General features: G+C 44.6%; 21 protein-coding genes and 1 tRNA gene. 19 read left to right on the forward strand and 3 right to left on the reverse strand.

The features are described 5' to 3' along the window. Positions 1-3 precede the first annotated feature (3 nt). From A3G19_RS05995 to A3G19_RS06045, 11 genes are read left to right on the forward strand one after another with little or no spacing between them, the layout of a single operon-like run. Positions 4-2,040, forward strand: a complete 2,037-nt coding sequence (locus A3G19_RS05995) for an FAD-dependent oxidoreductase (RefSeq protein ID WP_294871200.1) — start codon at positions 4-6, stop codon at positions 2,038-2,040. Positions 2,041-2,050: 10 nt separating this feature from the next. Next, a complete protein-coding gene (locus tag A3G19_RS06000; RefSeq protein WP_015652674.1) occupies positions 2,051-4,306 on the forward strand; it encodes a 2Fe-2S iron-sulfur cluster-binding protein in 2,256 nt (751 codons plus the stop codon). Then, positions 4,303-6,789 carry an NADH-quinone oxidoreductase subunit G gene (locus A3G19_RS06005; RefSeq protein WP_015652675.1) on the forward strand — a complete coding sequence of 829 codons (2,487 nt, stop codon included), beginning with the start codon at positions 4,303-4,305 and terminating at the stop codon, positions 6,787-6,789. Before A3G19_RS06000 ends, A3G19_RS06005 begins: the two co-directional genes overlap by 4 nt. Before the next feature lie 3 nt (positions 6,790-6,792). Further along, positions 6,793-7,782 carry an NADH-quinone oxidoreductase subunit NuoH gene (gene nuoH, locus A3G19_RS06010; protein ID WP_015652676.1) on the forward strand — a complete coding sequence of 330 codons (990 nt, stop codon included), beginning with the start codon at positions 6,793-6,795 and terminating at the stop codon, positions 7,780-7,782. Positions 7,783-7,794: 12 nt separating this feature from the next. Continuing rightward, complete coding sequence (gene nuoI / locus A3G19_RS06015; protein WP_015652677.1) at positions 7,795-8,418, forward strand: NADH-quinone oxidoreductase subunit NuoI; 624 nt, start codon at positions 7,795-7,797, stop codon at positions 8,416-8,418. An 11-nt stretch (positions 8,419-8,429) separates the two neighbouring features. Then, positions 8,430-9,014 (forward strand): NADH-quinone oxidoreductase subunit J, encoded by a 585-nt coding sequence (locus A3G19_RS06020; protein WP_015652678.1) that lies wholly within the window; start codon positions 8,430-8,432, stop codon positions 9,012-9,014. After that, positions 9,014-9,319: an NADH-quinone oxidoreductase subunit NuoK gene (gene nuoK, locus A3G19_RS06025; protein ID WP_015652679.1), complete on the forward strand. Its 306-nt coding sequence runs from the start codon at positions 9,014-9,016 to the stop codon at positions 9,317-9,319. The genes A3G19_RS06020 and nuoK overlap by 1 nt, the downstream gene beginning before the upstream one ends. Before the next feature lie 3 nt (positions 9,320-9,322). After that, complete coding sequence (gene nuoL, locus A3G19_RS06030; RefSeq protein WP_015652680.1) at positions 9,323-11,209, forward strand: NADH-quinone oxidoreductase subunit L; 1,887 nt, start codon at positions 9,323-9,325, stop codon at positions 11,207-11,209. Positions 11,210-11,218: 9 nt separating this feature from the next. Beyond that, positions 11,219-12,766 carry an NADH-quinone oxidoreductase subunit M gene (locus A3G19_RS06035; RefSeq protein WP_015652681.1) on the forward strand — a complete coding sequence of 516 codons (1,548 nt, stop codon included), beginning with the start codon at positions 11,219-11,221 and terminating at the stop codon, positions 12,764-12,766. Then, complete coding sequence (nuoN, locus tag A3G19_RS06040) at positions 12,766-14,271, forward strand: NADH-quinone oxidoreductase subunit NuoN (RefSeq protein WP_015652682.1); 1,506 nt, start codon at positions 12,766-12,768, stop codon at positions 14,269-14,271. The genes A3G19_RS06035 and nuoN overlap by 1 nt, the downstream gene beginning before the upstream one ends. Positions 14,272-14,294: 23 nt before the next feature. Next, positions 14,295-16,652 (forward strand): flagellar protein, encoded by a 2,358-nt coding sequence (locus A3G19_RS06045; protein ID WP_294871203.1) that lies wholly within the window; start codon positions 14,295-14,297, stop codon positions 16,650-16,652. Here A3G19_RS06045 and miaA read toward each other — a convergent pair. Beyond that, positions 16,644-17,537 carry a tRNA (adenosine(37)-N6)-dimethylallyltransferase MiaA gene (gene miaA / locus A3G19_RS06050; RefSeq protein ID WP_041192488.1) on the reverse strand — a complete coding sequence of 298 codons (894 nt, stop codon included), beginning with the start codon at positions 17,535-17,537 and terminating at the stop codon, positions 16,644-16,646. The genes A3G19_RS06045 and miaA overlap by 9 nt on opposite strands. Positions 17,538-17,723: 186 nt before the next feature. Between miaA and mqnP the strand changes: the two genes are divergently transcribed. From mqnP to A3G19_RS06070, 4 genes are all read left to right on the forward strand, one after another. Beyond that, on the forward strand, positions 17,724-18,587 hold the full coding sequence (gene mqnP, locus A3G19_RS06055; protein WP_041192366.1) for a menaquinone biosynthesis prenyltransferase MqnP: 864 nt from the start codon (positions 17,724-17,726) through the stop codon (positions 18,585-18,587). Beyond that, positions 18,584-19,102: a hypothetical protein gene (locus A3G19_RS06060; protein ID WP_015652686.1), complete on the forward strand. Its 519-nt coding sequence runs from the start codon at positions 18,584-18,586 to the stop codon at positions 19,100-19,102. Before mqnP ends, A3G19_RS06060 begins: the two co-directional genes overlap by 4 nt. Continuing rightward, positions 19,099-19,614, forward strand: coding sequence for a hypothetical protein (locus A3G19_RS06065; protein WP_015652687.1), 516 nt, complete (start codon positions 19,099-19,101; stop codon positions 19,612-19,614). Before A3G19_RS06060 ends, A3G19_RS06065 begins: the two co-directional genes overlap by 4 nt. A gap of 56 nt (positions 19,615-19,670) precedes the next feature. Further along, positions 19,671-19,747 (forward strand) — tRNA-Arg (locus A3G19_RS06070). Positions 19,748-19,914: 167 nt separating this feature from the next. On the opposite strand, the gene rsfS is transcribed toward A3G19_RS06070, so the two are convergent. Next, positions 19,915-20,244 (reverse strand): ribosome silencing factor, encoded by a 330-nt coding sequence (rsfS, locus tag A3G19_RS06075; RefSeq protein ID WP_015652688.1) that lies wholly within the window; start codon positions 20,242-20,244, stop codon positions 19,915-19,917. Continuing rightward, positions 20,241-20,774: a nicotinate (nicotinamide) nucleotide adenylyltransferase gene (gene nadD / locus A3G19_RS06080; protein ID WP_294871205.1), complete on the reverse strand. Its 534-nt coding sequence runs from the start codon at positions 20,772-20,774 to the stop codon at positions 20,241-20,243. The genes rsfS and nadD overlap by 4 nt, the downstream gene beginning before the upstream one ends. A 78-nt stretch (positions 20,775-20,852) precedes the next feature. Here nadD and gap point away from each other — a divergent pair, with 78 nt between their 5' ends. The 4 genes from gap to fabI all read left to right on the forward strand — a co-directional run. Next, positions 20,853-21,857 carry a type I glyceraldehyde-3-phosphate dehydrogenase gene (gene gap / locus A3G19_RS06085; protein ID WP_015652690.1) on the forward strand — a complete coding sequence of 335 codons (1,005 nt, stop codon included), beginning with the start codon at positions 20,853-20,855 and terminating at the stop codon, positions 21,855-21,857. Positions 21,858-21,893: 36 nt separating this feature from the next. After that, positions 21,894-23,084: a phosphoglycerate kinase gene (locus tag A3G19_RS06090; RefSeq protein WP_015652691.1), complete on the forward strand. Its 1,191-nt coding sequence runs from the start codon at positions 21,894-21,896 to the stop codon at positions 23,082-23,084. Positions 23,085-23,200: 116 nt separating this feature from the next. After that, positions 23,201-23,923, forward strand: a complete 723-nt coding sequence (locus tag A3G19_RS06095) for a triose-phosphate isomerase (RefSeq protein ID WP_294871206.1) — start codon at positions 23,201-23,203, stop codon at positions 23,921-23,923. Beyond that, positions 23,923-24,712 (forward strand): enoyl-ACP reductase FabI (gene fabI / locus A3G19_RS06100; protein ID WP_294871208.1); only part of this gene is annotated, 790 nt, incomplete at its 3' end. The genes A3G19_RS06095 and fabI, both read left to right, overlap by 1 nt.

A 24,712-nucleotide genomic window follows, 5' to 3' on the forward strand; every position in this document is an offset into this window, starting at 1 on the left:
CTTGTGAGTAAAGTCTATTTCTCCACGTGGCGGGGTGAGCAGATCAATAACATCGGCAAAGCTGACGATGCTTGGGAAAATTCTGCTTATAACCTTCCGTTGGAATACAACGAACATGCCCATTCCAAAGCGTTTATCGGTTGGGACGGTGTGGCGCTTTTCAATCCTGATGTCGATGTCGTTCGTTTAGCAACGGAATACGCGGCGCAGTATCAGGTCTATTCTGAAGCGTGCGGACGCTGTGCACCGGGACGATGGGGTGGACGTATTTTATACGATTTGCTCGATAAAATCGCTCGCGGTGAGGGCTCAATCGCCGATATGGAGCATCTCAAAGAAGTTTCTCGCACAATGCAGGAGACTTCCAAATGTGAGATCGGTAAAACCGTTCCGAATCCGCTGCTTGATCTTATGACTCACTTCGAGTCGGAGTTTATGGCGTGTATCGAGAACCAAAAACCTTCCAAACATTATCATTTGGAAGATACCAGCTATATCGCGAAAATCACCGCTCCGTGTATGGATGCCTGTCCGGCACATGTCGATATTCCGGCATACATCGAGGGTGTTCGCGATTTGCGTTTTGATGATTCACTGATGGCGACCCGTCAAACGATGCCGCTTGCCCATACCTGTGGACGTGTTTGTCCACATCCGTGTGAGACCGAGTGCCGCCGCAGCAATCTGGATGAGCCGATTTCGATCATGGAGCTTAAACGTCTGGGTGCCGATTATGAGACTGATCACGGTTTCGGGTTCTTCCATCCGAGCGAGCAAAAAGCCTCAATTGGTAAAAAAGTAGCCATCATCGGTGCTGGTCCTGCTGGGCTTACCGGTGCGTATTACCTTGCACTGGACGGAATCGATGTCGATGTCTACGAAGAACTTCCGGTTCTCGGCGGTGAGGTAGCAGTCGGGGTTCCTGAATACCGTATGCCGATTGATAAATACAATCAAGATATCGAAGCGGTTCGCTCTTTGGGGGTGAACTTTATCACGAATAGCAAAGTCACCGCTGACATGATGCGTTCATTTGAAAACGAGTACGACGCAACATTGGTAGCTACCGGAACCCGTATTTCGAAAAAAGTTTATTGTGATAACGAACGTGCCGAGATTCAAGGATACTGGGGAGCGATCGACTTTTTGGATAAGGTCAACCTCCAAGTTAAATACGACATTATGGTTCCTGAAGCCGATCAAAAACGTCATATGTTATCGACAGACTTTGTTGATTTGACCGGCAAAACGCTGGTGTGCGTCGGGGGCGGATTTACCTCAATGGACGTTGTCCGCTGTGCAATCCGTGCAAACGCTAAAAAAGTAGTGATGTTGTATCGCCGTGATGAGAAAACAATCATTAAAAATACAACCTATGAAGAGTATCACGAAGCGGTCGAAGAGGGTGTAGAGTTTATTTTCCACTCGGCGGTTGCGGAGATGAAAGATGAAAACGATGTTTTAAAATCGTTGATCATCGATCGTTATGAGCTGGTCCCTGATCCAAACGGCGGACGTCCGAATTTGGAGAAAATCGAAGGGGCAAGTTTTGAGATGGAGTGTGATTATCTTATCCCTGCCGTTTCCCAAAGCGCCGATTTGAAACTTCTTCCGCAAGAGTGGGAGATTGAGCGTACCTCATGGGCGACGATCAAAACCAACGGAAAAGATTACATGACCTCACGCAAAGGGATTTTTGCCGCAGGGGACTGCGAATACGGTCCGATGACGATCGTCAATGCAGTCGGTCAAGCTAAACGTGCCGCATCGGTGATGTCACGCTATGTGGTAAATGGTGAGATTAGCCTCACCGATGATGAGATTATGGAAGATCACCTCCGTAAACTCAAAGTCTATGATAAAAAAGAGAAGATCCAAGGATGGCTTCCGGGCTTGCCGCGTCAACACAGTGAAGTTCTGACCGTGGATGAGCGACGCGATAATAACCGTGAAGTGAAATACGGCTTTACACAAGAAGAGGCACTCGCAGAGGCGGAGCGCTGTATGCGCTGTTACTACATTGCGATGGTCGCACATTAAGGGGGGATGGATGATTAACTTTACGATTAACAATCAACCCGTTACGGCGCAAAAAGGGGAGAGTATCCTCCAAGCGGCACGTAAAGCGGGATTTTATATCCCGACGATGTGTTACTTGGAAAAAACGACTCCGTGCGCATCATGTCGTTTGTGTGTGGTTGAAACGGACAAAACGGATGGATTGATTCTTAGCTGTCAAACCCCTCCTACCGAAGGGCTCGCCGTTACGGTCGATTCGGATCGTTTGAAGCAGGAACGGACCAATATCATGCGTCTGTATGATGTCAACCATCCGTTAGAGTGCGGTGTGTGCGACAAATCAGGTGCATGTGATCTCCAAAATAAAACGTTGGAATTTGGGGTTTCTGCACAACATTTCAGCGCCAAAGATCAGCACCGCAAGATCGAGCATTGGGGATTGATCAATTATGATCCTTCCCTTTGTATCTTGTGCGAAAAATGTGTTCATGTTTGTAATGAGATTATCGGAGACGATGCGATTGAACTCCAATTTGGCGGATACAAATCGGCGGTAATCCCAAAAAATTCTGAACAACTCGATTGTACGTTCTGCGGTGAGTGTATTGCGGTATGTCCGGTTGGTGCACTGGTGAGTCGTGATTTTCAATACAGTGCAAATGCTTGGGAACTTACACAAATTCCCGCTACATGTGCTCATTGCTCGGCAGGATGTTCATTGATGTATGAAGTGCGTCACACGTCAAATTCGATTGGTGCTGCGCCGAAGATTTATCGTGTAACAAACGATTTTGAACACACGACTCTCTGCGGAGCAGGGCGATTTGGATTTGACTTTGCGGTTCAAGCAACTAAAGACGAATCCGAATTTGCTAAAGCAATCGGTGCATTATCAAATGGCAGTGCGATTCGTTTTAATTCACTGATTACCAACGAAGAGGCCCTGATTCTTCAGCAACTCAAAGAAAAAATGGGGCTAAAACTCTACAACGAAGAAGCACGTGCATATCAGAATTTTATGGCGGCTTACAGTTCGATCAGCGGCAAAACAGCGTTTGGTGGAAGCCTCGATGCAATTGCTCAAAGTGATGGGATCATTGTACTTGGCGGACGCATTACGACTGACAATCCCTCTGTTCGTTATGCTATGACAACGGCAGCTCGTCATAAAGGGGCAAAAGTTGTTTATATGCACCCGATCGAAGATGAATTGCTTCAAAATGTTGTAACTCAGTTTGTGAAATACGAAGTGGGAACGGAAGAGGGAGTTGTGGCAATGCTCGCAAAAACCCTTCTTGAGAGTGCTGATGTGAGTGATGAAACCCGCAACTTCTTTGATGGATTGGATGAGGGGTATTTGTGCGCCGAAAGCAATGTAGGCGATGAAGAGTATGCGCGCATCGCAAAATCATTTGCCAGAGCGAAACGAAAAACACTCGTAATCGGAAGCGATGTCCTGAATCATAAGCGCGCAGAGAACATCGCCCGCTTGTGCGCGATGATTGAGACTTATACTGAGTTCTCGGTTGTGGTTGTTGCTTCAAGTGTTAATACAATCGGAGTTTCTTTGATCTGTGATCTGGATGTTGATAACGGCGGTGAGAGTGTTGTCGGTTACAATGCTTCGGGTTCATACACGATGGGTTCTCTTGGAGATGTTAATCTTACACTGCCGTCTCTCAACAGCCAAGAGGGGACATTTGTCAGTATCAATCATCAAGTATTGCCAACCAATGTTGCGGTAGCGTTTGGGGGATATACCCTGAATGATTTAGCGAATGCTCTTGGATTACGTGCAGAAAATACCATTGATTATACGGCTAAACTCCCTGCTTCAAAGGGATTTGCCGAAAAATCATTCGATGATTTAGGAAACTTTTTCGGCGCGTTGGGTGAAGATTATCGCGGCTATATGCTTGAAACCTGTGATGTTGAAGCTGACGGTACTTTGGAAGAGATTGAGGATTTGCCGGAATTTAACGGCACGGTTGTCTATCGCTGTAATCCGGTAAACCAGTTTAACGCTTACACGGCCCGTACATCACAGCTCGAAAAAGAGGCAGCATTGCGCGGTTCAGCACAGTTTGCCGCTGCTGCAAAAATCGGTGATGGTGATAAAATTCGCATTGAATTTGCCGGTGAGACACAAGAGCGCATCTTTAAACTTGATTCGCTTCTCAAAGGGACCATTGCTTTGGTTCCGGCGTATGATACGGCATTTGGTGCATTGAATGAACAATATCGTTTTGAAAAGGTGAAAATTATGAAGATGGGGAGTGGATCATGAATGAAATCACGATAACCATAGACGGTAGAGCGGTCCAAACGCAAGAGGGTGAATACATCCTCAATGCGGCACGTGCTAATGGGATCTTTATTCCGGCTATTTGTTATCTTACACGATGTTCGCCGACATTGGCGTGCCGTATCTGTTTGGTTGAAGCCGACGGCAAACAAGTTTATGCGTGCAATGCAAAAGCTAAGAGCGGGATGGAGATTACCACTACCACTCCGAATATTTTGGCAGAGCGCAGAGCCATTATGGAAGTTTACGATGTGAATCATCCGTTAGAGTGCGGCGTGTGTGACCAATCGGGTGAGTGCGAGCTTCAAAATTATACATTGGAAGTGGGTGTCGATTCACAAACGTATTCGATCAAAGATACCCATAAGCCGGCACAGAATTGGGGATTGATTCACTATGACCCGGCATTGTGTATTATGTGTGAGCGTTGTATTACCGTTTGTAAAGACATGATCGGGGATGCGGCACTCTCCACGGTAGCTCGCGGAAGTGATGCGATTGAGGCTGAATTCAAAGAATCGATGCCGAAAGACGCGTATGCGATGTGGAACAAACTCAACAAATCGTTGATCGCTCCAAACGGCGGTGACACCCTTGATTGTACCGATTGCGGTGAGTGTTCATCGGTATGTCCGGTCGGTGCACTTGTGAGCAGTGATTATCAGTATACCTCAAACGCATGGGAACATAAGCAGATTCCGGCGACGTGTGCACACTGTTCGGCGGGATGTCAGCTCAGCTATGATATTAAACACACCTCTATCGAAAACCCGGAGGCTAAAATTTACCGTGTCAAAAATGAGTGGAACTATGTCTCTCTCTGCGGTGCGGGACGCTACGGGTACGATTTTGAAAATCGTGATGTTGTGAAAAATAAACCAGCCTTTGATGCCGCAATCGAAGCATTCAAAAAAGCGGACACCATTGCCTTTACGTCGACGATCACGAACGAAGAGGCGATGATCCTTCAACGTTTGAGCGAGAAGTACGGCTATCGCTTGGTGAATAACGAAGCGTTAGCGCTCAAAAACTTTTTGACTAGCTACAGCGGTGTGAGCGGTAAATCGCTTTACGGCGGAGATTTAAAACAAGTTCATGAATCCGATTTTGTCGTTTCGATCGGAAGTGCGCTCAAAACCGATAATCCGAATGCCCGTTTCGCGATGAACAACGCATTGTCGATGAACAAAGGGGCGGGATTGTATTTCCACCCGATCAACGATCCTGTTATCGCCGATATGTCCAAAAACGTCACGCAGTTCAACCACGCACCGATGATGGAAGAGGCGGCACTGTATTTGATGCTCGATCTTTTCGGAGATAAAGACTCATTACCCGCAGCCATTACGAAGTATTTGGCAAGTTTCCATTCGACGAAAACTATTACAGTGGAAGAGACAGTCGATGAAAAAGTGACCGAAACCGTTGTGAAAAAAGTGCTTAACGAAGAGAGTGGAATCGAAGAAGAGGTGAGCGAAGAGGTCACCAAAACGATCAAGAAAAAAGTCTCGAAAGAGGTGGAAGTGGATGAGAATGCCCTCTTTGCTCTTTTGAATGCCCCGGCAGGATTTAGTGATACTTTGACCAAATATTTGGCAAAAAAAGAGACGTTCAGCCTGATGGTAGGACCTGACCTTTATACCCATCCACACAGTGATAATTGTGCTCGTCTTGTTGCGTTGATTGAAAAATACACAGCTTTCAGTGTAACGATGATCCCGAATCTCTCCAATACCCTCGGGGCAGCGCTGATTTGTGATCTTGACAGTACACGCGGTAGTTTTACTATCGGTTATAACACAGCGGGTGATTTTATCTTGAGTGCATTAGGTAACGGTGATTTGGATATGCCATCACTGAATCAGCAAGAGGGGACATTGACCGGCATCGACAAACGGGTCAATCCAACCAATGCGGCTCTCGGATACGGTGGATACGTTCTTAATGATATTGCCTCTTCTTTAGGCGTTAGTGCAAAATTGACGGTCGATTACACGGCTCAGCTTCCGGTTACTGCTGGTTTTAAAGGAATCGATTTCGATACCCTTCCGAATCACTATACCAATAGCGGTGAAGAGGTTCGAGGTTATTGCCTTGATGTTCAAAATAGTGCGACAAGCGGTGATGAAAGTGTTAAAGGATTTGATTCGAATGCAGCGATCACCGATAAAGTGGTCTATTTGGCGAATCCGGTACTTCAATTTTCACCGTTCACGGCAGTATCGCATCAACTTCAAGCAAGCGGAGGTTTATATGTATCCGCTTCGGCAATGGAAGCCAATGGCTGGAATGAAGGGGACTCGGTGAGCGTTAAAACCGCGCGCGGTGAATTAAGCGTTAGCATCATTAAAGACGGTAAAATCGAGGGAGATATCGCTTATCTTCCGACATTTGATGCCGCTATCAATTCTGAGGCACTGTTTGACGGTTACCGTTTTACGTGCGTATCAATTCAAAAGGTGTAAAGCATGGATGTAGCATTTATCATCGAAACGATTGTTAAAATCGTCGTAATCTTGTTGATCTTCTCAGCGCTCGCAGGTCTTGGGACCTATTTTGAGCGTAAAGTGCTGGCGTTCATGCAACGCCGACTTGGACCGATGCACGTCGGACCGTTCGGATTGCTTCAAGTTGCAGCGGATGGGATCAAACTCTTTACCAAAGAGGATATTATCCCTCAAAATGTCGTTAAGCCGATTTTTAAAATCGCTCCGGTTATTACGGCGGCAACGGCATTTATGGCTTCTGCGGCAATTCCGTTTTGGCCGCAGTTTACGGTATTTGGATACACAGTGCATCCGATCGTTGCCGATATCAATGTCGGTATTCTTTACGTTTTAGGGGTTATGGCCATCGGATTGTACGGACCGCTCCTTGGGGGGATGGCATCAGCGAACAAATGGTCATTGATCTCTGCAGCACGTAGTGCCGCGATCTTCATTTCGTATGAGGTTATTTCGGGATTATCGTTATTGGCACCGTTGATGATGGTGGGTTCATTGTCATTAATCGACATCAATAACTATCAAGCAGGAGGGATCACCCACTGGATCGTATGGTCGCAGCCGGTCGCGTTTATCCTTTTTTGGATTGCCGCATTTGCTGAGACAGGACGTACTCCGTTTCACCTTGTTGCAAACGACCATGAAATTATCGACGGTTTCGGTACGGAGTATTCGGGTATGCGTTGGGGTCTTTTCTTCATCGGTGAATATGCGAATATGTTCTTTATCTCGTTTGTAATTGCAATCATCTTCTTGGGCGGTTTTGGTGATGGGACTATCGCAGGGGCAATTCAGCTCTTGATGAAAGTAGCGTTTTTCTTTTTCTTTTTCCTTTGGACCCGTGCTGCATGGCCGGATGTTCGACCTGACCAATTGATGTGGTTGTGTTGGAAAGTATTAATGCCGATCGCGGTGCTCAACATTGTTGTCACCGGTATCGTGATGATGTTCTAAGGAGGTTGGGTTATGCATCATGAAGAACCATTTACGAATCGTAATGTGAGCGAGTCATCGGCTTATTATTATGTTGATATCGAAACCTATCCGACTTCAGGATGGGATAAATTTAAACAAGTAGTCAAACGTACGTTTAACGGAGAGCTTTTCGTAGGTCTTTGGGTAGTACTGCGCGAGATGATCAAATTTGACATCCATACGCTCCAATATCCACTTGAAAAGCTCCCTATCGGACCGCGTTACCGTGCGGTTCATAAACTGTTACGTTTGTGGGAATCTGGATATGAGCGTTGTATCGGATGCGGATTGTGTGAAAAAATCTGTATCTCCGATTGTATCCGTATGGACACCCGTATCGATGAGAACAGCCGTAAAGAGGTAACCGAATACAGCATCAACCTCGGTCGTTGTATTTTCTGCGGTTATTGCGCTGAAGTGTGTCCTGAGCTGGCTATCGTTCATGGCGGGCGTTATGAGAATGCCTCTGAACAACGCGCCCATTTCGTTATCAAAGACGATATGTTAACCCCGCTTGATTTGCTAAAAGCAGGTGAACAAGCAGAATACCCAGGCTTCGGAGCCATCATCCCAGGAAGCGACGCGTCGGTCAAAAAGACCCCGTTGGCGTATTAAGGAGTCAATGTATGTTTGAAGCAATCGCTTTTTATCTGTTTGCGGCCCTCACGATCGTGATGTTTACCATCACGGTTATGACGAGCCAAGCGCTTTATGCGATTACCGCAATGGCGGCGGGGATGATTTTCATCTCGGCATTTTTCTTTATTTTGGGTGCCGACTTTTTGGGTGCGATCCAAATTATTGTTTATACCGGAGCGGTTATGGCGTTGTATGCATTTGGTATGATGTTTTTTGACACTACTCGTAATGTGGTTGAAAAACGGACTAATCCGCAAATCGTATTTGTTTTGGGTACGTTAGCGGCAGTCATGGTGGTAGCGATTTTCGTAGCACCGATCGTTTCCAATAATATTCAAGCCCTTTACCCGATCCAAGAAGGTGTCGGTAATTCTCAAGCCGTCGGTATGATTCTCTTTACGAAATATCTTGTTCCGTTTGAACTTGCAGCGGTTATGTTGTTGGTTTCAATGATCGGCGGGATTGTTTTGGCCGGTAAAAAAATGGATAAATCATTAACGTTGATGAAAGAAGAAGATATCGGTTCAATTGACGATGGTTTTGAAGAAATACAAGCAGGGGGACACCACTAATGGAAGTTACACTCACCCATTATCTTGTTTTATCCACTATTTTGTTTGCAATCGGTTTGATCGGGGTCATGCGCCGTAAAAATCTTTTGATGCTCTTTTTTGCAACCGAGATTTTACTTAATGCAACCAACATCGCATTTGCGGCGATTTCTCACTATATCGGTGATTTGAGCGGGCAAATGTTTGCATTTTTCATTATCGCGATTGCGGCATCGGAAGTAGCGATCGGGCTTGGTCTGCTCATCGTATGGTACAAACGTACCGGTAAGATCGACCTAGATCAAATGAATTCAATGCGAGGATAGGCTATGGAACTTTATTTATATATTGCACTCTTTGCTCCACTGGTAGGGTCGCTTTATGCGGCTCTTTTCAGTGCATCACCTAAATCGCAGCATGTCGGTATCGTGGCATCGGGATTACTCTTTACCTCTTTTGTGAGTAGTGCGATTTTGCTCTCTTACGTTTTGAGCGGACATATTGTTCATACCGAAATGATGACATGGATGGCGACAGGTGATCTTTATATCCCGTTTGGATTTGTGGTCGATCAAGTAAGTGTTGTTATGATGATGGTTGTTACCATCGTTTCAACCGTTGTTCATATCTACTCTATTGGATATATGGATCACGATAAAGGGTTTAACCGCTTCTTCTCATGGCTTTCAGCATTCGTTTTCTCGATGATGGTACTGGTTATGAGTGATAACTTTGCAGGTCTCTTTATCGGATGGGAAGGTGTTGGTCTTTGCTCATGGGGACTCATCGGCTTTTGGTACCACAAAGAGTCGGCTACGTGGGCAGCGAATGAAGCGTTTATTATGAACCGTATCGCTGACCTTGGGATGTTAATCGGTATTTTCTTGTTGTACTGGAATACCGGCTCACTCCAATACGATGTCGTATTTGCTGAAATTGGAAACCTTCCATTAGTGGTTACAACATGGATCGGTATTTTCCTCTTTATCGGGGCGATGGGTAAATCGGCGCAGTTTCCACTCCATACATGGCTTGCCGATGCGATGGAAGGTCCTACTCCGGTTTCTGCGCTGATTCACGCGGCAACCATGGTTACCGCAGGGGTTTATCTCGTTGTTCGTGCCAATCCGATTTATGATTTGATCCCGAATGTCGGGATCTTCATTGCAAGCCTCGGGGCTTTTGTTGCCCTTTTTGCGGCATCGATGGCACTGGTTAACCGCGATATGAAACGTATCATCGCGTATTCAACCCTATCACAGCTCGGATACATGTTCGTAGCCGCAGGTTTGGGCGCATACTGGGTTGCATTGTTCCACCTTATGGCACATGCCTTTTTCAAAGCGTTGTTGTTCCTCGGTGCGGGTAATGTTATGCACGCCATGCACGATGAACTCGATCCGTTTAAGATGGGTGGATTGCGCAAAGTGATGAAAGGGACATTTATTATGATGACCCTCGCTTCCGTCGCATTGGCCGGTATCTATCCGTTTGCCGGATTCTTCTCGAAAGATTTGATTTTGGAAGTTGGATTTGTTGAACACCATTATGTTATCTATACGGTATTGTTATTGACTGCAGGACTAACAGCGTTTTACTCATTCCGTCTTGTAGCGTTGATCTTCCATGGGGAAGAGCGTTATAAGCTTTTCGGTATCCACCCGCATGAAGCGTACAAATTTATGTTGGTGGGAATGTCACCATTGCTTATTTTGGCAATCATTGCAGGTTCATTTAAAATGACCTATTATCAATTGGTGATTAACATTCTCCCCGATACCCAATATCATGTACACAGTGAAATGACCTATTGGATTATGACGATCGGAACACAACTGTTTGTAATCGCGGCAATTGCATTCGCTTACAAAAAATACAGCAATTGGAACAGCGTACCGGACGGTACCTCTAAAATGGAAAATAGTTTTGGCTACAAATTACTCTGGAATCAGTATTACATTCCGAAGTTTTATGAAGAGGTGTTTTCTAAACCGTATGCAGAACTCTCTAAAATCGCGTGGAAACAAATCGATCTTAAAATCGTTGATGCAACGGTTGATGGGATCGCAAATATCATCTACAAAACGGGTGAAAATACACGCGATATTCAAAATGGAAATCTCTCCACGATGCTTCGTTGGATGGTCGTCGGTTTAGTTGTTTTAATAACACTGGCCTTCGCCTTTACCGTCGGATACAACGCGGTTGGCGCTTAAGGAGTAATGATGATAGATCATATTTTAACACTTTTAATTTTCTTCCCTGCATTGGCTGCAATGCTCGGGTTTGTCGTCACAAAGGATAGCATGCGTGCGTACGGTATTGCCGTTGCATTCATCGAATTTGTCCTCTCTTTGTGGTTGTGGTATGCGTACGATCCGATGATCTCGGGGATGCAGTTTATGGAGTCAATGCCGTTGATTCCGCAGTTTGGTATTAATTACCTCTTAGGTGTCGATGGAATTTCACTGTTCATCATTATCCTTTCAACATTTTTCACGTTGATCGGTATTGCATCATTAACCGAAACACGCCGTTTAAAAGATTTGATTATCACCTTGCTGTTTCTTGAAATGACAATGGTGGGTGTATTTGCCGCTCTTGATGCGATCGTGTTTTATGTATTTTGGGAACTTTCTCTTGTTCCGATGCTCTATATCATCGGAGCATGGGGCGGACCGTTGCGTATTTACGCGTCGATCAAATTTTTTCTTTATACTTTTACCGGTTCATTGGTGATGCTCGTCGGTATGCTCTTTATGGCGTACTTCTATTACCAAGCAACAGGACAATGGAGTTTCTCAATCCTTGAGTGGTACCGTTTGATTTTGCCGGAGAACTTCCAGTTGTGGTTGTTTGCCGCATTCTTTTTGGGCTTTGCGATCAAAGTTCCGATGTTTCCGTTCCACACCTGGCTTCCGTATGCCCACGGTCAAGCACCAACCATCGGTTCGGTTATTTTGGCAGCAATCTTGCTCAAAATGGGTACGTACGCATTTGTACGTTTCTCATTGCCATTGTTCCCGGACGCATCCGTATTCTTTATGTTCCCGATTGCTATTATCGCGATCATTATGATTATCTATACGGCGATGGTAGCGTATGCGCAAGAAGACATTAAACAAGTGGTTGCCTACAGCTCGGTTTCTCACATGGGGGTTATTATCCTCGGAACGTTTGCGCTCAATGTTGAAGGGGTCAGCGGTTCGGTATTTTTAATGCTGGCACACGGTGTTGTTTCAGGGGCGCTGTTCTTGCTGGTCGGCGTTATTTACGATCGCCGCCATACGAAATTGATGTCAGAATTTGGTGGTCTTGCAACCGTTATGCCGCGTTATGCAACCATTTTCGGAATCATGATGATGGCTTCTGTCGGTTTGCCTTTGACCATTAACTTCGTAGGGGAATTCTTGAGTTTACTCGGTTTTTACAAACAGTCTCATATGTTAACCCTCACCGCCGGTGTCGCGATTATCGTTGGAGCTATCTATATGCTTGCGGCGTACAAAAAAATGTTCTTTGGAACCGTTACCAATGAGGCAAATCGTAACTTGAAAGACGTTAACCGTACCGAGATGCTTGGGTTGATACCTTTGGTTATCGTGGCAATTTGGTTGGGTATCTATCCAAAACCGGTATTAGAGCCGATCAATAACAGTGTTGAGTCCGTCATTCAGTTGATGCACGATAAAGCACAAAGTCCTGAAGCAAAAGCACGTATTCCTGATTTAACAGGTAAGAATGATACTATCTCACTGCAGGAGGCGCACTAATGTTGGAGCCGATTAATGTTTCACTAGCGTCGCTTAATTTAGCGACCTTAGCTCCGATGGTTGTCGCAATCGTTGGTGCACTGACTATTTTAGTGATCGATATGATAAAGGGGGGGTTAAACAAATCATTATACGTAATGATCAGCCTTCTTTTCTTACTCCTTGATTTGGGTGCATTGGTCGATTTTGCCGGTGTTTTTCTTAAAAACGGAACGATTTTAGGGTTCTTTGACGTCATGCTGATGGATGGGATTGCGATCCTTTCACAAATTATTATTGTTGTCGGGTCCATGCTATTTATCCCATTGGCACTAACCTCAAAACGTTTTCATGAGTATGATTATCCTGAGTATTTTGCCCTCTTCTTGTTTATGATTGCGGGCTTCCAGTTTATGGTAGCTACCGATAATCTTATTTTGATTTTTGTCGGTTTAGAGACAGCATCGTTGGCACTTTATACCTTGATCGCCTTACACAACCGTTCTAAATCGTTTGAAGCGGCAGTGAAGTATTTTACGATGGGCGCACTGGCAGCCGGTTTCTTTGCATTCGGTTCGATGATTTTATACGCCATCAGCGGTTCGGTTGAAATTAACCAAATTGCTACCGTATTGGCAGAAGATCATTACAGCAATATCGGATATGTACTTGTCGCAATGGCATTTATGATCGCGGCATTTGGATTCAAACTCTCAATGGTGCCGTTTCATACGTGGACACCGGACGTATATGAGGGTTCATCAGCGGCACTTGCCGGTTATATGTCTATCGTTCCGAAAATCGCAGGATTCGTCGTCGCAATGCGTTTGTTCGAATTCTTGGTACACAGCGGTGTCGTATGGCTTCAAGTGATTCTCTACATCGGAGTGGTTGTGACGATGACCGCTTCGAATATCTGGGCATTGGTTCAGAGCGATGTTAAACGTATGTTGGCGTACAGCTCTATCAGTCATGCCGGTTTTGTAATGGCGGCAATTTTGATCGGTACGACACAATCAAATACGGGTTTATTCTTGTATTGGGCATTGTTTAGCTTTACCAATCTTGGTGCGTTTACCATGCTATGGGTAAACCGTCAGAAAAATCTCCTTCCGGGACAAAGTTCGGATCATCCGTACGAAAAATTCTCAGGTATGGTAAAAACCATGCCGATGGGTGCGGTGATGATGGCGTTGTTTATGCTCTCTCTCGCCGGTATTCCACCGTTTGGTCTGTTTTGGGGTAAAATATACATGATTGGTTCAGCGGTAAGCGCAGGATATACCGTTCTGGCTCTTATTATGGCGCTTAACTCGGCAATCGCAGGGTATTATTACCTCAAATTGATTGTTTTCATGTTTATGAAAGAGCCGATGGTAGGGTATGAAAAGTTCTATTTTATGAATGCTTCACTCTCTCTCAAAACCATTATCGGGATAGCAGTTGTCGGGACTATTTTTGCAGTCTTTGCCGTGAATCCTTTGTTGAAAGTTATTACGCTATTCGTGTATAATAGCGGCTATTAAAAGGAAGATAAAAGGGGGATAGATTGAGATACTGGATCATTCTATCTCTTTGGTTCCCCCTTTTGGCATTAGAACTTACCCTTCAGAGCGGTAAAGAGAGTGGGGAAAAATACAGCGTTCTCCATCTTCGCGAATCTTCCCCCTTTACGTGTCAAGCCACACAAGATGATTTTGGTGAGACAAAGCGTATTGACTGCCGTTTTCCCAAATCCCCTAAACAAAAATTTCCTCCGATTGACAATGAAAGGTTTAGCGTTAGTGCAGCCACATCACCCCAAGGATACATCCTAACGATTCTTCCTAAGTCTAAAATGAAATTAATGCCGGTAGTGTTTAATCTCACGAAAGAGTCCGATACCTATCAATCGGATGTGAAAAAGTCGAGCCACTGGAGTGTAGTCGGGTATGCGAAAAAACTCCCTTTGCTCAGTATCTCGGCACCTTCTGCCGATGGGATTAATTTTCCGGTAAAAATTAAAAAAAATAACCGCCCATATATTGGAGGATTGGATCTCAAGGGAAATCCGATCAAAATATCACGAGTGCAAGATGTAACCGATTATATGAATATGAAAAAGGCGTATGAGGCTAAAGATTACGATAAAGTTCTTGAACTCTCCGAATATACTCTAAAAAATTATCCGAAAACCGTCTTTAAAAATGAATTGATGCTCTATCAAATTCGAGCGCTTCATTATGAAGATGAATCCGAAAAGCTCTTGGAAATCGGTAAGCAGTTTTTGAGACTTTATTCTTCGGACCCTAATCTTGCCGAGGTATTGGCATATATGGGGAACGCCTATGGAAAAGTGGGTCAGAGTACGGATGCCGATTACTTTTTTGATCGTTTGTTTAATGAACAATCAGAAAGCCCATTTGCGTCACTCGGGATGATTTACAAAGCAGAACAGCTGGAAAATTCCGGTAGTTCAAAACAAGCGATGATTTATTATCAACGTTCACTTGCAACAAGCAGTGATGTCGGTATAGCGTCTAAAGCGGCATTTAGACTCGCACAGATTGAACTGGCTAATGGTAATACCAAACAAGCCGCACACTACATTGAAAAAATCACCTCTGCAAATTCCAAGTATTTAAAAGAAGTACTTGAAGATGCGATGCTAATGGCAGAAACATTTTATGACCGAAACGATCCTAAAACAGCTTTACGCATTACCGAGGCACTTTTAAGTGTGATCGATCCGAAATCGTCCGTGCATCCGCAATTGTTGAAAAATCTTGGATTTCAGTATGCTAAAGCGGGAAAACAAAATGAAGCGCTGAAACGGTTTAATGAATATCTGGAAACGTATAAATACGGTGAATTCGTTGAAGAGGTACGACGGGCAAAAGACGGATTGTTTTTTGAAGATGGGGAGAAAAACACCACTGAAGAGATCAAAAAATACGATGATCTGATTGGACGTTACGGAGATGACAGTGTCGGTCGAAAAGCATTGTATAAAAAAGCGCAGTTATTATTAAAAGAGAAAAAATACCAAGAGGTATTGGATTTAGAAGATGAGCTGTACCGTTTGGATTCGACCGAGTATCCGCAGACCAATACGTTGATTTCAAAAAGTGCCATTGGATTGGAAAAATCGTTTTTGAAAGAGGGCAAATGCGCTGAGGCGATGAAATTTCAGAAAATGTACAAAATAAAACTTCTTCCGGAATGGGATGAGGCCCTTTTTAACTGTGCACTGAAAACGACACAATATGCTACCGCTAAAAAAATAGCGCAAAGACATCTAAAAGCCCCATCGGTAGCTGAACGTCAAGTGTGGCTATCGCGTATGGTAAAAACGCAGTTTGGTTTAGGGGAGTATAAAGAAGCGATTAAAGGGGGCGAAGAACTGATAACCCTTTTGGGTGTTGAGAAAAACCCTCCGCTTAATGATATCTATCGCACGATGTATGATGCGGCACAGCGTGTCGGAGATGCCGAGGGGATGATACGTCATGTCAAATTGATCGAAGCTGCCTACCAGAATGATTTTAAAGATATCGAGCGTTATACCCAAATGGTGAGTTTAGGGCTGAAACGCAAAGATGAAGCGATGACGCAAACCTATGCTCGTAAGGTGATGGCGTTGCAAGAGCGGACGAAAACCTATACGCAAAGCCCTTATATTGAATTTACGTTGGCTCAATCGTACCAAAATATCGGAAAAGACACCGATGCGTTAAAAGTATTGAGAACACTAAATCCGCGTAAGCTGGTGAATGAAAAACGCTCACGTCAGCAGTATTTGATCGGAGCAATTGAGCAAAAATTGGGGAATAAACGTCAATCCAGAGAGGCGTTTAATGCGAGTATCAAAGCCGATAAAAACTCCGCATGGGGAAAACTGGCCAAAGACGCACTGTCACTATTTTAAAATTATTTCGGCGATACCCATGAGTTCTTCGGATAAACCGCTGGCACTCAAAGTAAACTGATGAGTATTAAAAGTCTGTTGCCGCTTCGCTAATTGTCCTGTATGGATGCTGATCTGATCGATAAGCTCATTTTTTGTCAGTTTTCCGTCTAAATACTCCAATGTTTCAACTATCCCGATCGATTTCATACTGTTGGGGATTCTTCCGTAGAGACGTTCGAGCTCGGCAACTTCATCAATCAGTCCCGAATGAATCATTTTGTCGGTACGCAGAGCAATTCGATTGCGCAGTATCTCCCGATCAACCTGCAAATTGAGTACGGGACACTCGGTGATGATCGGCTGCGGCGGATGAGCGTGAAACCATTCTGAGGGAGCCAACCCCGATTCGAGATAGATGAGGAGCATTTTTTCGATCCGATAGGTATCACTTGGAGTGATTTTATCCATTGTGAGAGGATCGATATCGCTCAATAGACGATGACATTCACTCAGATCACTGAGCATAGCTTTTGTTTTTTGCAGAGTCTCAGGAGAATAATCGGGAATTTTAGATAAACCATCGATCATGCTTTTGAGGTAAAAACTGCTTCCGCCGACAATGATGATGTTTCGGTTTTCCCTCAACGCTTTATTTCGTATGGAGTGATATTCATCGATAAAAGTGATGACGCTGGCTGTTTCATCCGGTTTGAGCCGATCAATGCCGAAATGCTCTACCATTGAGAGCTCAGATTTGGAAGGTTTAGCCGAGGCGATATCGATCTCTTTATAGATACTGAGAGAATCGATGGAGAGGATTAGGGCATTATACTGCTGTGCAAGAGAGAGTGCCAAATCACTCTTGCCTGATGCCGTGGAACCGATAATCGCTAAGGTTTTCATAAATGACATTATATAACTTTTAGTTAAAGCGTTCGCCCTGAGCTCAAGGAAACATCGCTTCGCGTGCGGTATCCTTGTTTTGTCGAAGGGTAATTTTATGGTTCGACGAGCTCAGCACGAACGGATTTTATGATGACAAAGAGAATTTACGATAAAATAAAGTCATTATGATTGAAAAGGGTTATTGTGAAACGATTAGTGAAAAGATTACAAGACTTTAATGAGCTGGTGATGTTTCAGCACAGTGTCTTTTCGCTCCCTTTTATTTTTATTGCGATGATCGTAGCGGCGGATGGCTGGTTTGGCTTTAAACTTCTCATTTTGGGTGCATTGGCAGCGATCAGTGCCCGTAATGCAGCCATGGGATTTAACCGCTATGTCGATCGCGTTTACGATCAATATAATCCCCGCACAGCAGGACGTCCCAGTGTGGATGGCCGTCTGGACGGGGCATCCATTGCTATTTTTACCGCTGTCAACGCTTTAGTCTTTATGGCGGTAGCCTATTTTGTCAACGATTTAGCATTTTATGTGAGTCTGCCGGTACTTCTGGTACTGTTTAGTTATTCGTATTTCAAACGCTTTAGTTCGATGGCTCATATCGTCTTAGGGATATCATTGGGCCTTGCACCGATGGCAGGGGCAATAGCGGTTTTGGGAACGGTACCTCTGTGGTCCGTTTATTTGAGTATTGGCGTCGTTTTTTGGGTGGCAGGGTTTGATTTGCTGTATTCATTGCAGGATATGGAATTTGATAAAACAAATGGCCTTCACTCTATCCCATCACGTTATGGGAGCAGTGCTACCCTTAAAATTTCCGTTACCTTTCATCTTTTGAGTGTTCTGTTCTGGGGGCTCTTTGTCAGTACCGCAGAGTTAGGATTCTTTGCTGTTGCCGCTATTGTTTTTAGTGCCTTGATGCTTACGTATGAGCATTACCTCGTACGTAAAGATTTTACTCAGATCGATCGGGCTTTTTTTACGGTGAACGGCTATTTGGGCTTTGTGTTTATCGGATTGATTATTTTAGATAAGGTGGTAAATCTATGAGTGATGTACGTTTGATTGAAGCTCCGCTAGAGATCATATTTAGTGTTGAGAGCAGCAACAAAGTTGAATTTGATCGTGAATATATACAGCTGAGCGAAGTAGAAAATGATGCAATAGGCCAATGGCTCCGTAACGCAAGAAGTAAAGGTGAATCGGTGGATGATACGGTAGTGATACAGCTGTTGGTTGAACTGTATCGAAAAATAGATCACTTAGAACAGGTATTGCTCCTGAGTGCACCGAAGAGGACTGTGTTATCGTATGAGGGCAAGATTAGTAGAATCGGGTATGAGCATTTTGAACTGCTTGAGCCGCAGCTTGAAATCGGCCAAAATTATTACGCGCGACTCGAAATGCCGGTCCATCCTAAGAGGGAAGTCAGTTTTTATTTTGAGGCTCTTTCTCCTACTCTGGCGAAAATTGTTCGGATGCACCAAAAAGATACCAGCGACTGGGCAAGTTACATGATGGCACGTGAGCGAGCTATAATTCGCCATTTAAAAGGATATGAATGAATTACACCATCGAGATAGCTCTTGTCGCGTTGGCAATATTACTCATGGGGCTTATTTATTATGTCATCAGCAAAGAGGGGGAAGTCGCTTCACAAATTCGTTCGATTGCCAAGGCGGTCGATGATCTGCATCGTGAACTCTTTATGATGGACAAACGGCTTAAGCAAGAGCTGGAGATTATTGCCTCGCTTCAAGAGAGTACTCCTATGAGTCAGAGTTCTCTTCATGCTGAGCTTGGGCGTGAGGTGAATGAAATCTCGGTTCCGATCCTGGAGTCATTGGCTCATATCGAAGGGAGTTTGAGTGCTTATAAAGAGAAGACGGAGAACCGATTACGTTACCTCGAAGAGCGAATCCGAAATCTCTCTCTTCCTACGTCGATCAGCGGGTTAGATGATGAAAAAGTGATTAGCCGCTACAATCAAGGATTGGAAGTCGATGCTATCGCCAAAGAACTTCGCCTTTCAAAAGCGGAAGTAGAATTTGTTCTAAAAATCAATCAGCTTCGCTGATGGTGTATTAATTACTTTTTAAGCTTATCTAGCTATAATTTCGTTCTCTTTAAAATGCGTCCGTAGCTCAGCTGGATAGAGCACCGGTTTGCGGTACCGGCGGTCAGGGATTCGAATTCCTTCGGGCGCACCACTTACAAACACCGTAATTATCAACCCTTCAACTCCTAAAACCAAACACCTAAGAATCCAATCATTCGCATCATTGATCCCACTTTTTTTTGATAACTCTATTTTTCGTCATCTTGTACTTGATACAGGAGATGGATAGATTCCGTGTCGTGGCACGGAATGACGATATTATTGTTTATTTTTTCGTGCAGTAATTTCGCCCAAAAAGCTTTCCAGGTCGTATTTAACGCGGTATTGCGGAGTGAGGATATGGATGAGGATGTCACCCAGATCAATTGCAACCCAGTCTCCGCTTTCATCAACGTACAAAAACTGCTCTTCGGGTTTGAGCCCTTTTTTGAGGTGATCGAGCAACGCTATGGTGTGACGCTCTCCTAATGATGATGCGAGAATAACGTAGTCGGCGAAATAATCGCTACCATGAAGGTCGAATACTTCGATTGCTTCGGCTTTATTTTGATCGAGAATAGCACTGATCTTTTCAATTCGTGGGTTCACAGATGTTCCTTGTAGTAGGTTGTAATTTTTTGTTCGATATTCGCCTCCAACCCCAAAGGGCTTCCCGAGGCACGAAAATCGCTTGAACTGATCGGTGCGTTGATAGTGAGCCGAATCATATTTTCCGGGATTGGGATGTCGGAGCGTGCTGCAACGACCCAGTGCACCATAGTATTAAGTTCATCAAAAGAGTGCCAAGTCGGCAGTTTTTCGAGATTATCGGCTCCGATAATGAGGTAAATCTCATCGCATTGAGTCGTATAATGTTTTACCGTTTCGATGGTATACACACTTTTTTCTTGGGTGATCTCAAAATCGCTGATTTCTACCTTTTCCAAAGGGGCAAAAATTTCTTTCAACCACTCGTAACGGAATGCTCCATCAGCGACAACGGAGGGCTTGAACGGATTGCGCCATGCAGGGACAATAATAACCTTATCGACACTCAAAACTTCCAGCGCTTTGGTAACGACAGCGACATGTCCGGCATGCGGCGGATCGAAACTGCCGCCGTAGAGTGCAAGCTTCATGAGCCTCAACTTCTTTTAATCGAAATTATAACCGATTTTTGGTAAAATAACCCCCTATTTTGTGTTTAGGATAAGGTGATGGCGCTGAAGATAGCTATAAACGGATTTGGCCGCATCGGCCGCTGTGTTACCCGTCTAATCGCCGCACGTAATGATGTGGAGCTTGTCGCGATCAACGACATGGCTTCAATCGATATGGTGCTCTATCTATTGCAAAATGATTCCGTTCACGGACAGTTTGAAATTGATGTGAAAAAAGTGGAGGATGGGTACCTTCAAATCGGAAAAAATACGGTTCGTATTCTGTGTGAAAAGAATCCTGAAAATCTTGATTTCGGTGCACTGGGCGCGGATGTTGTTTTCGAGTGCAGCGGTCTATTTTTGAGTGGAGCATCAACGTCGCATCATTTGGCAAAAGGGGTTAAAAAAGTGATTCTCTCCGCCCCAACCCAAGACAGTGCAATTCCGACATTCGTCTTAGGGGTTAATGAACATTTGTATGCGGGGCAAGATATTATCTCGAACGCTTCGTGCACAACGAATTGTTTGGGGCCGATTGCCAAAATCATTGATGAGACATTTGGGATCGAAAAAGGGTTGATGACGACGATCCATGCGTATACGAACGGTCAAGCGATTATTGATTCGGCGCATGGGAGCGATATGCGCCGTTCACGTGCGGCAGCACTCAATATGATCCCTACCACCACCGGTGCGGCAAAAGCGATCAGTATCGTCCTCCCGAATCTGGAAGGGAAGCTTCATGGGCAAAGTGTTCGTGTCCCTACTCCGGATGTCTCGATGGTCGATTTGAATGTTCTGGTAGGTAAGTCAACTACCAAAGAGGAACTAAGCGCTCTTTTTAAGTCGTATGCAAATGGAAAGATGCAGGGGATTTTAGAAGTGGATGAACGTTATCGTGTTTCGCAGGATTTTGTCGGGTCGTCTTACAGTGCCACAGTGGCAGATGACTTGATTCAAGTTATTGACGGAAATCTGATTAAAATCATGGCATGGTACGATAACGAATGGGGCTATTCAAACCGCCTTATCGAAATGGCATTGTTTATTAATAAACAATAAAATATAATAAATTTAATCTTACAGTAAGAGGAAATAATGGAATTATTGAACATCAAAGAGTGTGACATCTACGGTAAAAAAGTATTTATCCGATGTGATTTTAATGTCCCAATGGATGATTATGGCAATATTACCGATGATCGCCGTATCCGTTCAGCCCTTTCAACGATCAATTATTGTCTTGATCAAAAATGTGCAATTATTTTGGCTTCTCACTTTGGTCGTCCAAAAGGGGAACGTGATGATAAATATACTCTTGCTCCGGTAGCTCGACGATTGCATCAGTTATTAAAAATAGACGTACAGATGGCGGAAGATGTTGTCGGAGAGAGTGCGATGAAACTCTCAGCGCTTTTGAAAGGGGGAGAGATTTTATTGCTGGAAAATCTTCGTTTTGAAAAAGGGGAGACGAAAAACAACCCTGAATTCAGTGCTTCTTTGGCGTCGATGGCTGAAGTATACATCAATGATGCATTTGGTGTGAGCCATCGTGCCCATGCTTCGGTTGAGGGTATTACACAACATTTTGATAATGCCCATAAAGCAGCGGGTTTTTTACTCCAAAAAGAGATTCAATTTTTCGGTGTTTTGTTAGAGCGTCCGGTCAGACCGTTTGCGGCGATCGTCGGAGGATCGAAGGTTTCAGGAAAACTCGAAGCACTCATTAACCTTTTACCGAAAGTGGATAAAGTTCTTATCGGTGGCGGTATGGCGTTTACATTTCTCAAAGCCTTGGGGTATGATGTCGGTAATTCATTGGTTGAAGATGATTTGTTGGATGAAGCGATCAACATTATGAATGAAGCCAAACGTCTCGGTGTCAAATTTTACCTTCCGGTGGACGTTGTTGCCGCTGAGAAATTTGCTCCTGACGCGATGAGCCGTTTATGCAGTGTCCAAGAGATCCCTGCCGGATGGATGGGACTGGATATCGGACCGGCAACGGTACGGCTTTATCGTCAAGTACTTGCGGATGTTCAAACAATTTTGTGGAATGGACCGATGGGTGTGTATGAAATGGATCGCTTTTCGCGAGGATCCAATAAAATTGCCCATTTTGTTGCGGATTCGTATGCAACGACGGTAGTCGGCGGCGGTGACACGGCTGATTTGGTTCAACGCATCGGATTGGACGAGGAGATGACGTTTATCTCTACGGGCGGCGGAGCATCGTTGGAACTACTCGAAGGAAAAATTCTTCCGGGCGTTAAACCCTTAATGAAATAAATATGACTAAATTCCGTTCGTGGTGAGCTCGTCGAACCATGAACAAACCGCTTACCCTTCGACAGGCTCAGGGCGAACGGATAATGTCTCAAGAAGCCTAAGATAAAGGAGTTACCATGATTTTATGCGCTAATTTCAAAGCGAACAAAACACGTCAAGAGACACGTGCTTATATGGCGGTAGTGGAGTCATTTGTAAGTGCAAACGATATCAGTGATACGATTATCGTATTTCCTCCCTTTACGGCGCTAGATCATGACCCCCGTAATGTTTTGATTGGTGTTCAAAACGCTTACCCTGTCCAAAATGGTGCGTATACCGGAGAGATTGCACTCGAGCAGCTGGAGGAATTCGGGATTAAGACGATCCTCATCGGTCACTCTGAGCGTCGTCACGTTATCGGTGAGACACAAGAACAGATTGCGGCAAAATTCCGTTTTTTCGCGGATCAGGGATTTGCAATCGTCTACTGTGTCGGTGAACCTCTCGAAGTACGTGAAGAGGGTGATGCTGCCCTGCTGTCGTATATTGAGAAACAGTTTGAAGGGATCGATCTCTCTTACGCTGATTTGATTTTGGCGTATGAGCCGGTATGGGCAATCGGAACGGGGCTGACTCCATCCAATCGTGATATTGAACTGCTTCACGGAGTACTTCGGGGGAAAACGCATGCGCCATTGCTTTATGGCGGAAGTGTAAAAGTGGAAAATGCGGGTGAAATCATGGCTTTAGAGAATGTGGACGGTGTTCTTGTCGGATCAGCCTCTCTCAGTGCCAATGATTTTTGCGAAATGATTGCTCAAGCAGCGGAATTAAATACAGAAGAGGAGAATAATTAATGTTAATGCAAGGGAAAAAAGGTCTGATCGTAGGTTTAGCCAACGATAAATCAATCGCATACGGGATCGCACAGGCATTGCACGCTCAAGGGGCGCAAATGGCGTTCACCTATCTCAATGAAGCGTTGCAAAAACGGGTAGAACCGATCGCAGCGAGTTTTAATAACTCCCCGGTTTACAAACTTGATGTTTCCGATGAGAACGATATGGAAGCGATTGCGGCAAAAGTGGCGGCGGATTTCGGTCAAATTGACTTTTTGGTTCACTCAGTTGCATTTGCTCCGAAAGAAGCACTTACCGAAGGTTTTATGAAAACGTCTAAAAGCGCATTTCAAATCGCAATGGATGTTTCGGTCTATTCTTTGATCGATTTGACCAATCGTCTTGAGTCTGTTTTAGCTCCGGGTGCATCGATTATCACCCTCAGTTACCTCGGCGGACCGAAATACATCCCGAACTATAATGTTATGGGAGTTGCTAAAGCAGCGCTCGAATCAACGGTGCGTTATATGGCGGTAGAGCTTGGCGCATCAAAAGGACAACGGGTAAATGCGATCAGTGCAGGGCCTATCCGTACCCTTGCAGCCAGCGGTATCGGTGATTTCAAACAAATTCTGAATTGGAATGAGGCCAATGCGCCACTTCGTAAAAACGTTACGATCGAAGAGGTCGGAAACTCCGCGATGTATTTGCTCAGTGATCTCTCAAGCGGTGTAAGTGGTGAAGTTCATTACGTTGATGCGGGTTATAATATTATGGGAATGGCAGCTGTTGAGAAAAATGCAGAAG

This window comes from Sulfuricurvum sp. RIFCSPLOWO2_12_FULL_43_24, assembly GCF_001829605.1.
Classification (GTDB): Bacteria; Campylobacterota; Campylobacteria; order Campylobacterales; family Sulfurimonadaceae; genus Sulfuricurvum.

What these genes read in the sequence shown, in the direction of transcription:
- A3G19_RS06000 (WP_015652674.1), top strand. Translation starts at nt 2,051, where the DNA reads ATGATTAACTTTACGATTAACAATCAACCCGTTACGGCGCAAAAAGGG.
- A3G19_RS06005 (WP_015652675.1), top strand. Translation starts at nt 4,303, where the DNA reads ATGAATGAAATCACGATAACCATAGACGGTAGAGCGGTCCAAACGCAA.
- nuoH (WP_015652676.1), top strand. Translation starts at nt 6,793, where the DNA reads ATGGATGTAGCATTTATCATCGAAACGATTGTTAAAATCGTCGTAATC.
- nuoI (WP_015652677.1), top strand. Translation starts at nt 7,795, where the DNA reads ATGCATCATGAAGAACCATTTACGAATCGTAATGTGAGCGAGTCATCG.
- A3G19_RS06020 (WP_015652678.1), top strand. Translation starts at nt 8,430, where the DNA reads ATGTTTGAAGCAATCGCTTTTTATCTGTTTGCGGCCCTCACGATCGTG.
- nuoK (WP_015652679.1), top strand. Translation starts at nt 9,014, where the DNA reads ATGGAAGTTACACTCACCCATTATCTTGTTTTATCCACTATTTTGTTT.
- nuoL (WP_015652680.1), top strand. Translation starts at nt 9,323, where the DNA reads ATGGAACTTTATTTATATATTGCACTCTTTGCTCCACTGGTAGGGTCG.
- A3G19_RS06035 (WP_015652681.1), top strand. Translation starts at nt 11,219, where the DNA reads ATGATAGATCATATTTTAACACTTTTAATTTTCTTCCCTGCATTGGCT.
- nuoN (WP_015652682.1), top strand. Translation starts at nt 12,766, where the DNA reads ATGTTGGAGCCGATTAATGTTTCACTAGCGTCGCTTAATTTAGCGACC.
- miaA (WP_041192488.1), bottom strand. Translation starts at nt 17,537, where the DNA reads ATGAAAACCTTAGCGATTATCGGTTCCACGGCATCAGGCAAGAGTGAT.
- A3G19_RS06060 (WP_015652686.1), top strand. Translation starts at nt 18,584, where the DNA reads ATGAGTGATGTACGTTTGATTGAAGCTCCGCTAGAGATCATATTTAGT.
- A3G19_RS06065 (WP_015652687.1), top strand. Translation starts at nt 19,099, where the DNA reads ATGAATTACACCATCGAGATAGCTCTTGTCGCGTTGGCAATATTACTC.
- nadD (WP_294871205.1), bottom strand. Translation starts at nt 20,774, where the DNA reads ATGAAGCTTGCACTCTACGGCGGCAGTTTCGATCCGCCGCATGCCGGA.
- gap (WP_015652690.1), top strand. Translation starts at nt 20,853, where the DNA reads ATGGCGCTGAAGATAGCTATAAACGGATTTGGCCGCATCGGCCGCTGT.
- A3G19_RS06090 (WP_015652691.1), top strand. Translation starts at nt 21,894, where the DNA reads ATGGAATTATTGAACATCAAAGAGTGTGACATCTACGGTAAAAAAGTA.
- A3G19_RS06095 (WP_294871206.1), top strand. Translation starts at nt 23,201, where the DNA reads ATGATTTTATGCGCTAATTTCAAAGCGAACAAAACACGTCAAGAGACA.